Origin of the sequence: Exiguobacterium profundum (assembly GCF_001909285.1) — a bacterium.
In the GTDB taxonomy this organism is placed as follows: domain Bacteria; phylum Bacillota; class Bacilli; order Exiguobacteriales; family Exiguobacteriaceae; genus Exiguobacterium; species Exiguobacterium profundum.
In genome coordinates this window covers 1,010,757-1,024,631 of sequence record NZ_MRSV01000001.1, presented here as the reverse complement: position 1 = coordinate 1,024,631, position 13,875 = coordinate 1,010,757, and the positions used below count along the sequence as shown (strand labels likewise).

The following is a 13,875-nucleotide window of genomic DNA, read 5'->3' as shown; positions in this document are numbered from 1 at the left end:
ATGATATTTTTTTTTTTTTATGGAAATGTTTCAAGACAAATCTAACTTCTTAATTACCTTTTACTGAGATGGCTACAAGTATGATTTTTTTTTGTTTTTTGATAGATAATAAAACAGAATGATAAGTGACCATTTATTAGTCCATTTCTGTATACTTTTTATGACTCCAGACAACACCAAAAAGCCATGTGCATTCGTCCTAAAACAAATACACATAGCTCTTGCGACTATTTTTATATTGATTTTTTTAAATACTCCCGATACTCATCCCACTAAAAAGATATGTTATTTCAATTCATAACTTATTCGATAGGACTGATTGTAATATTCCGAATCGGCCAAACCGGACAATGGGAACGAGGCCAAGTAGTACTCGCCGGCGGGAATGACGAGGTCTAACGTTCCATAATAGCGTCCTTCATTCGAGAACTCTTCACTGTAACGAATCGCATCACCGTTCGCGTCAAATAGACCGAACGCCCAGTATTCACCTTGCCGGTTGTTCATCCATCCTCCAAACACGGATAGCGTCATTCGTTTGTCGGTCCGGAAGACGAATGTATCGACATCTTCTAAATCATAAACAGAACCAATTAAATCACCCGAGGCATAAGAGATCACATCTGCATCCGCAAACGCATCATTCAATTCCTGTTCTCGTGTGTCACCTTTGCCTGATACGACGGGTAACTCATATCCGGGTTCGGTCGGCAGTTGTACATTTGCAATCGTATCGCGTCCGTATTTCAAATTGCCTAGCTCTTGAATGGGTACCGCATAGTTCATGTTTTGTGAGTCAGGAAGCCCCCACGTGACGACTCCGATGACCTGCCCGTACTCGTTAATGAGAGGACCGCCTGAATTTCCATGTGTCACACTGGCATTAAATTGAAGATATGGTTGACCACCAAAGAAGACCTCACGATTACTTAGAATCCCTTGTGTAATCGTATTATCGACACCCTTCGGACTTCCCAGTGCGTAGACAGTTGAGCCTGTACTTCCCGCTTTTGCCGTCGACAATATCGGAATAGATTGAAGGGAAGGAACGTCTAAGACTGCCAAATCTAGTGCGTCATCAAAGCGTTTTAACTTAAGCGTCTCAACCTCGGTGCCGTTTGCGAATCGAATGCGAGCGTATCGATTCGCTTCACCTGAGACGACGTGGAAATTCGTGATGACCTCCCCTTTCTTCGTCACGAATCCACTCCCTGTCGAGGTAAGTCGATCGGAAGCATCGTACATCTCAATTGTCGCAACCGATGGATTGACTAACTTAAACGCTTCTTGTGCGTTTAGTTTTTTCGGTTTCTTCGTCACACTAACGGTCGACTTCAACTTCGTCTTTTGAACAGTGACCGTGATTGTCACTTTCCCGACGGCCTTCGCTGTAATTTTCCCATTTTTCACAGTTGCTACTTTCGTGTTTGAAGATTTCCATACATACACCGGTTTTTTCACGCCACTCGCTTTCGCCTGTACCGTTTTCGATTGACCGACCTGTAACGCCACACTCTTCGGAGAAACCGTTAAACTTGCCGCGGCTGCCGTGGTAGGTAAGCATGTGCTCAATAACATGAATAGAATGGCAAAAAGAGAAAACTGTGTCACGAACCGTTTCAAATCTCTCGACCTCACTTTCATCTTTAGTCATTTCATATGAATCTTGTCTATCATCTTGATAGTATCAACTTAGTTCTTTTGTTGTAGTAAACATATGTTATTCAAGTCAATTAGAAATTTAAAATTGAAAAGGAATCGTTCGACATGAACTGACAATCATCAAAAAAAGTCATCCTTCTTAAAAAGAAAGATGACTCGAACCATTTTTAAAATTCGTTTCGTTACCTTTACACCTTATTTCGGTACTTTTTCAAACAGACGGAACATGCGTAACTTTCCACCCGTGTCATAATACATCCAGACCGTATGTTTTTTTTTTTTGCGATATGCCGTAATTTTTCCCACAGAGCGTTTCTCCCACGATTTACTTCCGTTAATTGTTTCAAATGTCTTAGATTTCTTGGTCCATGTTTGAATCGGTTTCCCGAAAGCACGTTGTACGCCCCGTTCAGTAATGTTTGGGCGCTTGTAGTTCCAAAATGAGAAGACAATCTCATTCACACGCTTTGAACGGTTCGTCGCAGCATATATCCAACTTCCTTGGAACTTTCCTCGTGTCGCTACCTTTTTGTCTAACAAAAGTTTGCCAGCAGTTCCTCTTACTTTTGCATATAAATCTCCGACACGATAATCCGCGCCTTCAAACGTTCCGTTTTGATCAAGTGCTTTCTTCTGTTCTTTCAACCATTCATGATCTGTTAGTTGAGGGGCCGGTACGACTTTTATATAAAGTGAGGCAGTGTGATCTTCATAGGTTGCGTTCACTACAACTGGCCCTGATAGTTTCCCGACAAAAAGACCGTTCTCAATCGCTAAACGTTCCTTCGAAGTCGTCGTCCACGCCACCCCTTCCGTGATAGTCTCTTTCTTACCGTCCGCTCGAATTACAATCAGACTCGGTCGGACCTTCGTGTCGGATTCGATTATTTTCAACTCTGGATTGACTGCAATGGAACGAATGCGTTGGTTGAGTGAAGACGTAGCATAGAGTTCGATGCGTTCCCCAATCGAAACAAACCGCGTTGAATCTGGTGTGAAGACGACACGCCCCGGTTGAATCGATGAATAGACTCGCTTGCCCGTCTTAAAGTCATAAAGAGATGTTTCGTTCGAGAAAAACGTTCCGGACGAACTGACCATGATTTCTCCATGGACTCCGATTTCTCGTAAAGTCCCTCTCTCTGTGCTCGGGTTATATTCATATAAACTGCCATCCGCTCTTATCATCACAACAATATTGTCGTCCGTCACATCGAACGATTCGATCGATTCTTCCATGTCGAACGAGGAGGTCATTTTCCCTTCATGAGTGTATAACGACATCATCCTCTTCTCCCCTACAGCGATGAGTTGTTTTGACACACGAAGCGTCTGAGACGATGGGGCAGAGCGCCCATCTCGAACAATAAAGGTTTGCTTTTTCACTTGATCGGTAGCAACATCATACCAAACGAGACCTGATGACTCCGTTAAGATGACGACGACCGAAGATTTCGGCAAAAAGCGGGCTTGTACGGTCTCATCTTTAAAGGATATCATCATGTGTTCCCATTTCGCTTCATCTAACGTATGATGTTCAATTCCCTCGCTATCGTATGTCACGAGTCCAGATGATTGTTTAGTAATGACCCACTGTTCATCATCACTAACATCTAACACATCAGTAGCTTGTCCTTTTACATCAAGATTTAGGGTCCCGTCCGACAAACGATATGCCCGATATCCCTCTTTCCCACCAATATACATTTGCTCGTTTCCTACGATATAGTTCGTTGGGCGACTCACGTCGATCGAACTTACCGGTTCGATGACGAGGGCTGCCTTTGCTGTTGAAAACGAGAAGAGACTAAACAAGACTATCAGTCCAGTTATGCGTAACCATCGTTTCATATTCCCCACATCCATTCTTTTGGTTTACGTTTTTACCATCTTTCAATTACCCAGCTCATGAATTTGAGAACAAATCATTCTTCTTTCAAAAAAGAGGATCCGACATGCTGCCGAACCCTCTCTTCATCTACACTCGTTCACAATTCACTTTACCTATTGATGCATCAAGTAATTCGACACACATGTACTCATTTCGATACCTTCACCGACTTCACAGATGTCCCATACTTATTTTTTCTCGAGATCTTGATGCTCGTCCCAGCCTTTTGCTTGCTGATGGAGAATGAATAGTTCCCTTTCGCATCGGCTGTACGCTTATAGGACTTCTTACCAATCGTCATCGTGACGGTGGCACCCTTCTCAGTCTTGCCACTTACTTTTGTGGAACGGGCTGTTACAGAGTTTACTGTCACAACCGGAAGCAGATGACTTGATGTGACTTTTAGCAAGTACTTCCCCGTTTCACTCTGCCACGGACCATCACTAATAGAGAGATAGTACGTACCGCGTGTGAGCGTCACGGATTTTTTAGCTCGTCCCGGTGCCTTTGTAGAACCATAGACATAGTCCTCAATCACTTTAATATTATCTACATCGTAAAGCGTAAGAATCGCTTTTTCATCAACATAAGATGTGAAATCAATTCCGACTTTGCTGGTCTTGGGAATCACAATTTTATACACATCGACGGAGTCGTTCCATGACAAAAATCCGGTACGCGATTGATAAAATGGGAATAATTTTGCTTCAACCGATCCGTTGTTTGGTTCGGCCTCTTGATTCAATGCAGGAACGAACGTTGATTTGAGTTGGTACATCCCTGTATCCGTACTGTAGGGTCCACCATCTTGAATGGAGATATGATAAGTACCCGCCTCTAAATCAATATAACGAACAAACTTGCCTGGATTTTTCTTCGATCCCGAAATCGATTCGTAGAATGCTTGCTGATTCATGTCATCCGTGAGGGACACGCGTAACGTGTCATCTACATATGTCGATAAATTGAGATGTAAACGTCCTGCTTTCGTCAGTTTGACTTCATAGACGTCCACCTCGTCTTGTACGGAAAGGAATCCTTTCGTTGTTTGTCCGAATTTCAACAGTTGTGCTTCAGCGGTTCCATTGTTCGGTTCGATGTCATCTGTTTTGACTGATGTGAACGAAGTCTTGATGGTGAATTTCCCTTGATTTGTCCGATAAGAATCATCGTATACGATAAATTGATACTCACCTGCCTCAAGATTCCAAGACATTACTTTCCTTCCTGGTGAAGAAGCACTTCCACTAATCCATGTATCATAGATGGGGTTGTTCATCCCATCTTGGAATACGATGTTCACTGTATCGTCTACCATTGTTGTAAAATCAATTGTCACGTTGCCCGTTTCTGTTACCTGCAACGTGTAAGTTTGTCTATTCTGTTCGGCTGTCAGTTCTCCATGTACCACACCATTTAACGGTAAAGTACGTTCTTCTGCCGTAACCATCTGAGGTCCTAATGCCACTAGTAAGAAAACCCCTGTCACAATCGTCAACCAGCGTTTCAAATATGAGATCATTTCTTTTTCTCCTTTTTATATCATAGATGTCATGAGTCCATCCATCCCATTCTAAAATTGACTACGCCTTATTGTAGCCAGTCCTCATATCTCAGTGCGCATCGTTTTAAACGATATGGAAAACCGTTTTTTTTTTTTGTTTTATTATCGTTCGACAAGATTCGTCACGTTTCCAATATTGCGTATCCTGAACGGAAAGTGATTTCGAGCTACAGCATATTGAATTGAAACTATTCCTCGTCCCAGGCTGACGACGAGGAAATCCTTTCCGATCGAGTCCATCCAAAATTTCTTTCACGAGCGTCTAGCCGTCATTCGACCAATCAATAGTTTGACCTTTATAGCAACTATTCTCTTCATTGATGGGCGTGACGATGCCGACACACTTTTCAGATTGATTCGGTTTCATTTTTTTGATCCTTCAGACATAAAAATACACCCTAAGCCATGATGGTAAGGGTGTATCAAAAATACTACACAGTTGAAAATATAATTATAAAGGGATACGCATATTAGCGTATCCCAAAATTCCCTAAAGAGAGGATAAGAATTATTGTGCTACAGTTACTGTTCCAACTGAAAGTACGTTATCGTTAGCATCCATGATATCAAGTCCGTCAACCGACTTGATTGAAAGACCTTTAGCAAGATCTTCAGCTTTAAGCGCTGTACCACCGATAGTTAAAGTCAATGTGTTTTTAGCAGCTGCTTGTAACACATCTTCTGTATCAAGAGTTGTTGCAGTCACTTTAACTCCGCCAACGTAGAGTTCGAAGTCATCTCCAGCTCCATCAGCAGCGTTGTATACAGCTTCACTGAAGTTCAATGTGATAACGCCTGGTGCAGTAAGCTTAGCAGACGAAACTGTAGGAGCAACATTTTCCACAAGCGATTCTTGTGTTGTTACAGCATCCATGACCAAGCCGTTTTTAGCTTGAACACCGCTGATTGTTACGTTACGAAGACCTGTGAATACGTTAGATCCAGCTTTAAGAGTCAATGTAACATCTTGTTTACCAGCAGCAACTGGGCTGAGAACAGCTTTTTCGACTACTGCGCCATCAAACTTGTAGTTAGCAACATTTGTAGCTGAAGCTCCATCAAGTTCTTGGTTGAAGCGAACTGTGATTGTCTTATCAGGGTTCACTTGAATACCGTTAGTGCTGAACGAAGTATCAAGTGAAGCTTTAGTGTTTGAAGGTGCTGTTGCATCTTCAGAGCGAACTACGTTAGCTTTGAATGTGCTTGGACCAGCGTTTTCACTCAAGTCACTAACAAGCGCAACTGGAGTTGCAGTGCTGTTTCCAGCAATATCCAACGAGTATGATGCACCTTTAGTTGAGTTAACCCCAAGTAAGTCAGCAAGTGTTACGCGATAAGATTTCTTATCTGTCGACACTTGAACAAACTTAGCAACTGGAACTGAAACAGGAGTGATGTTTGAAGTTACAAAGTTAGAAACTTTAGTTCCAGTAACTTCGAGAGTTGTAAGAGCAGCAGCAGTTTCAACGATTTCATCGAATGACACTTCAAGGTATTCTACGCCGTCGATCTTCACAACTTTTGTAGAAGCAACTTTTGGTGCAACAGTATCAACATCAAAGTTGAGGACTTTAGAGTAAGCAGCTCCAACTTCTCCACTCAAGTCAGTGTACCCAGCTGATACAGAAACAGCTTTCAATCCTGTGTTAGCAGTGTCTGAAGTGATTGTGTATTTTGTTTTATCTGAAGCGTCTTGTTTGAACGTGAGCGCTCCATCGAATCCTGTGATTGCAGGGTTTGCTTGCAACTCTTCAGTGAACTTAACTTCGATTGTTTTGTTGTTGACTGCTACCAATGAAGTTACAGCAGGAGCAACACCATCTTTGTCACCTTTAACAAATGATGCAGTTGCAGGGTTTGGAGAAATGATGTTCAACGCTTGGTCTTGTGCTCCGACAAACGTCACAATCACTTGTTTACCTGCAGCAACTTCAGAACCTACAGTGAAAGTAACTTCTTGCGCTCCAGCTGTGAAGTCATTTTGAACTCCAGTTGCAGTTGCAGTTACAGAAGTACCGTCAGCAAGCTTGTAAGATACTGATCCGAGGTTGTTCATTGGTTCAGAGAATTTAACTGTGAATGTGCTAGCAGTCTTTTTGACTGTAGATACAACCATTGGCGCCGTAGTGTCAGCTGCAAATTCAACAACTTTGTTGTATTTAGCGAACGCTTTAGCTTCTTTAGTTTTGATTCCGTCAACAACAACATCATAACGTTTTGAAAGTGCGTTAGCAGATGTAATTGTTAAAGTTTGTCCGTCTGCACTTAACTTACCAGTCAACGCGCCAGAAGTAATACCGTCGATTGATGTTAATGTAACAGTCGCACCTGCATTAAATGCACCGCTAACACCATTAGCAAACAATGTAGCAGGATCTACTGCTTTGTTGAATGCAACTTCAACTTGAGTAGCGTTAATTGCTTTAACGTCTTTAACCATTGCAGCTTCGATTGTGAAGTCTACAACTGCAGATTTCACTTCACCAGAAACGAGTTGGAATGAGTGAGTTCCAGCAGGAAGTTTCTGAGAAACAGTCAACTTGCCATCTTTGACAGTTGCGTCTGCTTTGATTGGTGTAGCTGACATGTCTTTACCTGGGTAAACAACGAGTTCAACTTTTTCACCGTCTTTGAGGTTCTTCACGTCAGCTGTGACTGAGAGAACTTCAGCTGCTTGATCTACTGAAGAAGAAACGTTTGAGATTTCAACTTCTGATTTCACAACTTTGTATTTAACTGTTTTTGTTACAACGCCGAATGCTTTGTTAGAGTAAGTGAATGTTCCTTCGAACTCTCCAGCTTTCTCAGTTGAGAAACCAGCGTATGTGACAACTTTGTTGTATTTCACGCCGTCTGCGAAGAGAACTGGCTGAATACGAAGACCTGATGCAGGAACGCCTTCTTCGAGGACGATTTCTTCAGGTTGGATATCTTGTGCGTGGTTCAAGACGCGAAGTTTTTTCTCAACGCGGATGCCTTTGCCTTTTACAAAGCCTTTAGCAGTTTGGAACACGCCAAGTTTGTTCATGTCGACTGACGATTTGTACCAGTAGATCTCGCTACCTTTGTACTCTTTGTCAAGTGCCGCGTCGAGGTCCCCGCCGCGTACGTAGTCCGATGAAAGTTGGACTGTTGTTGATGCTGCGTCTGCTGTGATTGCAGGCGCTACTGCTGATGCTGCTACTGCGAACGCTGCCGCTGCAGTAACGAATTGTTTCTTCTTAGCCATCTGATGTAAATCCTCCCTTAGGTAGATAGGTTTTTCTACCGTCCTCGCCCAACCGATCTCGTTCGGAGTCATGTATCCATAACAATGAATAAAGTACTAATGATTATGTAACCGACTCTTCTTTAGACCGGGCGTTCTCCCCCGGTAGAAGTCTTTGCAAGAATCATCTTGAACAATTTACCAAGACTGTTCTTGGAAAACCTTACATCCATAATATACATAACACTTCCAAGCGACACAAGCGTAATTTTTCGTTTAAATGGTAACGTTTTTGAATTTTGGAGATTTTAGTTTAATTCATTTTTAGATTTACCTTTTTTGGAAATGTCGAAACACGTCGATTTTTGTTGATTTCATGCGTTTTTGGCGGAAATAATAGTTGAAAACCATTTTTATACCATTAATTACCTTTAGTATTTAATTTACAATGTTGATTCTCAAAGTCCAATGTTTACCTTAGTTATTTCCAAACCATAAAATCATTGACCTGTTTAACAAAACCAAAGTTATCCAAAAGTAACGGGTTTGTTCCATTTTAGGCATCTGCGCCTCTCGTTTCAACCTTCTCGCGTGCCGTGAGGACTTTCGACCCATCCGATTACAGACGAATCGTATCCTCATGACGGCCTTTTCTCTGCGAGAACCACTTTTCCATCATTCGAACCTTGTCAGGTCACCTCGTCCGTTGCATTCACTCCATACAAAAAGACGGATATGCCCATCGGCATACCCGTCTCCCGTTGTCACTAGCTTATTTGACGATCGCACGTGTCATTTGTCCGGCACGGCCGTTCAAATCTTCCACGTGGACGTAGATCGATTCTCCTTTACGGAGAGCCCGCGTCTTGACGCTGTACGTGCCGTCCGGACGGATCATCGCCGTCCCGAACAATTGACGCTGCGCATTGCGAACGACAACCGTCATACCCGGTGTCGCTTTACCAGACACTGCTCTCGCGCCAGCACGGAGCGTTGTGACCGCTGGACTAGCCGGACGTTTGCCCGCCGTCACGATCAACCGTTCCGTCGACTGATACTTGCCGTTCGTGTAAACGACGCGCAAGACTGTCCCTGCAGGTTGTGGTTTCATCTTGAACGATGCGACCGCTTGCTTCGCTGTCCCGCGTCCGACGACTTGATCGCCGTTATATACGGAGACGACCGTGCCAGACTTCACGTTCACTTTGAAGTTTGCTGCATTTTCAGCCACGACCGCACGGTTCGCGTTCAAACGGAGCATCGACTCGGCGCGGTGAAGGTTCACCTTCCCGTAACCGCCTAACATGTCGTAATACGCCACTGGTAACGTGAACTCGACACTCATGTCTTCAAATGCCCATTCGTCTTCCTCATCCACCGGTACTTCCGGCACATCTCCGCCTGAGAAGGCGACCGGGTCAGCCGTCCGTTGCAAGAGCGTACGGATCGACTCGACCGAGAGGGTCGGGTGTTGTGATTTCAAGAGGGCCACGACGCCAGCGACGTGTGGAGTCGCCATGCTCGTTCCGTCCAAATAAACGACATTCCCATCTGGGACAAGGCTTGCGATTTTCGAACCTGGTGCCACGACATCGACGCCGTATCCGAAGTTCGAGTAATCTGCGACGATTCCGAGGGAGTTCGTCGCTCCGACCGAGATTGTATACTTCGAAGAGGCCGGATAAGATACTTCCGGTTCACTTTCGTTCCCCGTCGCTGCAACGACGACGACACCGCGGTCATAGGCATACTTCAACATATAACCGATTGTACGACTTTCGCCGCCACCGAGACTCATGTTGATGACTTTTGCTCCAGCGTCGACCGCATATTTGATTCCGAGTGCGATTTGATCCGTATCACCCGTCCCGTCTGCTCCGAGCACTTTAACCGGGAGGATCGATACGTTCGGTACCATCCCGCGCATCGAGACACCGTTGTCTCGTACTGCCCCGATGACACCTGCTACGTGCGTCCCGTGACCGTTCTCATCGCGAGAGCTTCCATCCCCGTTCGGGTCCGTGAAGTCTTTTCCGTTCGCGACATCGACTTTTCCTTTAAAGTCGAGCAGACGATCATCTACACCTGTATCGAGTACGGCTACTTTGATTGAACGACCTGGAAGGCGGAGTGCCTCATAGCCTTCTAATCCGACACCCGCATACTTCATCGGTTGAAGGACTGATTTTTTATTTATTGCCCATTGATACTCATAGCTCGAATCTGTCGCAAACGCTTTGTACGTCTGGACTGGCTCGATGAACTCGACGTTCGAATCGGCGTTCAACGTCGCTTTCGCTTTTGCTTGCATCTTCGTGCTTGCCGACTCGACGTCAACGAGCGCGAAATAGTCTCCCGGACGACCGATCGAGATACGCTCTGCCGATACATCCGTCATCGCGTTCATCTTGCCGATCGATGTCGATGGTTGTGATTTGTATTTGACGATATAACGCGGTGTATCCACCGTTTGAAGCTCCATTCCAATCTGTGCGAACACGTCTTCCACCGTCGAGCCGGCGAGGCGTGTCATATCGACCGATGAAGCCAAGTCATTGACATCCGACTTGATTCCGCTCGGTACGCTTGATTTGACCAAGGCGTGCATGCGATTGATCGCAGCCGCTTCATTTTTCGTGATAGTGTGACTTTCTTTGTTGACGAGTGACGTGATGAGCGGACGTAACGTCTGAAGGTCCGTTAACGCCTCTTGGCGTTTCTGTTTGTCGAATGCCAACTTGCGGACGATGTACGGGGACGACTTGTAGTAAAGTGCCTCCAATTGACGTCCTTCTTTCGATCCACCAAGGATCTCTTCTTGCAGGCGACGAATCATATCGAGCAACCCGCCATCTTCTGGCAAAGGGAGCAACGATTCGACCGGACACATCGTTCCGTTTCCTTCTTCATACTTCACTGGGAGTTTCACTGATTTATAACCAAGTGAGACATCTGCTGCCGTCGGTGGAATCACCGCGCCCTCTTCATCGATTGTCTCGAGTGGCATGTATTCCACTTTGATGTAATATGGACCTTCCCATGCGTATGGGAATTGGATTTTTGCGACTGACGTCTCTGCGTCCGGAGAAGCGCTCGCCCGGTAGCGATCGAACGTCTCATCGGCCGCTGCCGTCTCAGCGCTCGGATAGACCGAGATGTTCGTCACGGCAGACGCTTCCATCGCAATCTCCATATGTGTCATAGCCGAAGCTTCTCGCTCCATCTTGAACCAATACGTGTTCACCGGATCTGTCCCTGTCGTGAAGTCGACAGTCTGTCCTGGTGTAAGTAATGTGGCCCCGCTCACATCGGCCGCGCCTGCTGCCATCGTCCGCATTGGGACGAGCGACACGACGAGCGCAAGGACCGATACAAATGCAACGAGGCGTTGCAAAGCTTGTTTCATACCTTTTCCCTCTTTTCTTAAATAGTGAAGCACTTGGCTCCACGTTGTTCTACGTTATTTATCGGTTTATGTTTCAAAAAAAAAACAAAAAGATTTCGGAAATATTTCTTCCTAGGTGGCAGATGGTAGTCGCCACTTCATTTATATAGAAGAGAATCGAATCCGTGCATACAAAAGACCGGTGTCTCCACCGGTCCTAAAGAATTAGTATCCTGCGTATTGGAGGGATTGGATGAATGCGCGTTTCTCCGCACCCGATAGGTTGAACTCGAGGTCGTAGTCCGTTCCTTGGACCATGACCGTGATCCGGTTTTCCGGACGGACGTACTTGTCGACGAAGCTGATGAGTTTCGAATCTGGTTGGAACAAGTATGACTCTTCGACCGAACCGTCCTCATACTCTTCGTAGTAGACTTCGTAATCATTGATGTTTTGCGAATAGGTCGCACGACCGACACGGAGCGTTAACTTCTCGAAACCAGCGACCGAGCCATCCTCCGTGTAGCTGCTGAGGAGGAAGCCGAGGCCCGACTTCGACGGATGTCCGACGAAGAGTGGCACGAACGTGTCCGCGTATTTCGTCGTCGAATCTGCATAGAAGACTTCTTTATGAACCGTCAACTTCATACCATCCACGTAGACACGATGGAAGTTGTTGTAGAGCGCGTGCTGTACTGTGATTGTCTTCGATTGGCTGACGTTGCCTGCGCCGTCACGGATGACGAGTGACATCTTCTGCCCCATCGCTTGACGCGGGATCTTCACGATGAACTTCCCAGTCGACATAACCGGTGCCGTGTATGACTTCGTGCCAATCTTGACGATGGCCGTCGCATACGGTTCGGCTTTTCCGAAGACACCGTATGATGCCGCCGTCACGGACTGTGTCAATGTCGCCGTTCTCGGTGCGACGCGGTCTGTGTAGACGCTACGTTTCGAGACGTCGCTCGTCGCGCCTTTCGTCGAGATCGTCTTCGCCGAGAGCCATGAGTGGGCCGGTTGCGGTGCGATGCCACGACGGTAGAGCCCGTTCGCATCGAACTTCCCTTTATACGTGCTGCTGCCGATCGAGAGCTCGACATATTGTCCCGGCTCCCCGACGACGCGCACTTCACGTGACGTCTCCGTCAACGGTTTGATGACCGGTGCGTCTGGACGTGCGTTCGGGTCTTCGGCGACGATGGCACGCGTCGTGTCACTCACGTTGCCGCTCGCGTCGACGAGACGGACGTCGATGACCTTGCCGACCGATTGTGGTGACATCTTGAAGACGGCCTCGCCACCTTCGAGGATTGTACGGACGTACGTCTTGCCGTTGATCAAGATCTCCGCTTTCGCAGCCACTTCACCAGTAATCGTGAGTGTTGTCGACGTGTGGAGTGGTGCCGATAATACAGGTGCGTCAGGAGCAGTCACGTCTTCCGTCGTCTCTGCGTTGACGATTGTCGAAGGCGCGATACCTCCGAATGCGAGTGTGGTAGCTAGGAAAAGTGCTGCATATTTCGGTTGTTTCATAATAAGTAGGGTCCCCCTCAAGAATAATGACAATCGTTTACAAAATTATTATAATCTGTCCTTTTTTAAAAGGGTACATAATTTTTCTAAAATAGGCATATATTTTTCAAATTCACATTTCCTAAAATTTATAAAAAAAAGACACTCCATCGATTCGGAGTGTCTGAACGTTTATTAACCTTCGTTGATCATCGTCGCTTGGCCGCCTTGCCATAACCAGACGCCATCTTCTTTCACATAAAGATGAAGCATCCAGAAGCGACCTTCGTACGCGTTCGTGCCGAGAATGAACTTCTCCTCGAGCAAGAGTTGGACGACGGCGAGGTCACCGCGTACCGTCTCATCGAACGTGACCGTGTCCTGTGCGATCCATTGAATCGCTGTCGGGTCGACGAACTGGTCTAAGAACGTCTCTTTATCGAACTGACGCCCGCTCGAATCGACATATCGGAACGAGTCGTGCATGAGCGCCCGCATCGCGTCGAGATCGCCGGCTACCTGATGGGCCGATCGGTCGTCAGAAAGTTGTTTCATGTTGAGTGTCTCCATAGTTGTCCCTTCCTTTCCCCGTCCATCATAGCACAGATGGTCGCAAACGAACGAGTGGAATGCTGAGCACGGATTCCTTC

General features: G+C 45.9%; 7 protein-coding genes. All 7 read right to left on the bottom strand.

Annotation, left to right across the window (positions count from 1 at the left end):
• Positions 1–285: 285 nt before the first annotated feature.
• On the bottom strand, positions 286–1,623 hold the full coding sequence (locus BBB58_RS05435; RefSeq protein ID WP_074036011.1) for a trypsin-like peptidase domain-containing protein: 1,338 nt from the start codon (positions 1,621–1,623) through the stop codon (positions 286–288).
• Positions 1,624–1,857: 234 nt separating this feature from the next.
• Positions 1,858–3,513, bottom strand: a complete 1,656-nt coding sequence (locus BBB58_RS05430) for a hypothetical protein (RefSeq protein ID WP_074036009.1) — start codon at positions 3,511–3,513, stop codon at positions 1,858–1,860.
• Between the two features lie 188 nt (positions 3,514–3,701).
• Positions 3,702–5,075, bottom strand: a complete 1,374-nt coding sequence (locus BBB58_RS05425) for an Ig-like domain-containing protein (RefSeq protein WP_074036007.1) — start codon at positions 5,073–5,075, stop codon at positions 3,702–3,704.
• A 550-nt stretch (positions 5,076–5,625) separates the two neighbouring features.
• A complete protein-coding gene (locus BBB58_RS05420) occupies positions 5,626–8,346 on the bottom strand; it encodes a hypothetical protein (protein ID WP_244150682.1) in 2,721 nt (906 codons plus the stop codon).
• 751 nt (positions 8,347–9,097) lie between these two features.
• Positions 9,098–11,731, bottom strand: coding sequence for a S8 family peptidase (locus BBB58_RS05415; RefSeq protein ID WP_074036005.1), 2,634 nt, complete (start codon positions 11,729–11,731; stop codon positions 9,098–9,100).
• A 204-nt stretch (positions 11,732–11,935) separates the two neighbouring features.
• A complete protein-coding gene (locus BBB58_RS05410; RefSeq protein WP_074036003.1) occupies positions 11,936–13,246 on the bottom strand; it encodes an Ig-like domain-containing protein in 1,311 nt (436 codons plus the stop codon).
• 174 nt (positions 13,247–13,420) lie between these two features.
• Positions 13,421–13,795: a nuclear transport factor 2 family protein gene (locus BBB58_RS05405; protein WP_143180225.1), complete on the bottom strand. Its 375-nt coding sequence runs from the start codon at positions 13,793–13,795 to the stop codon at positions 13,421–13,423.
• Positions 13,796–13,875 lie beyond the last annotated feature (80 nt).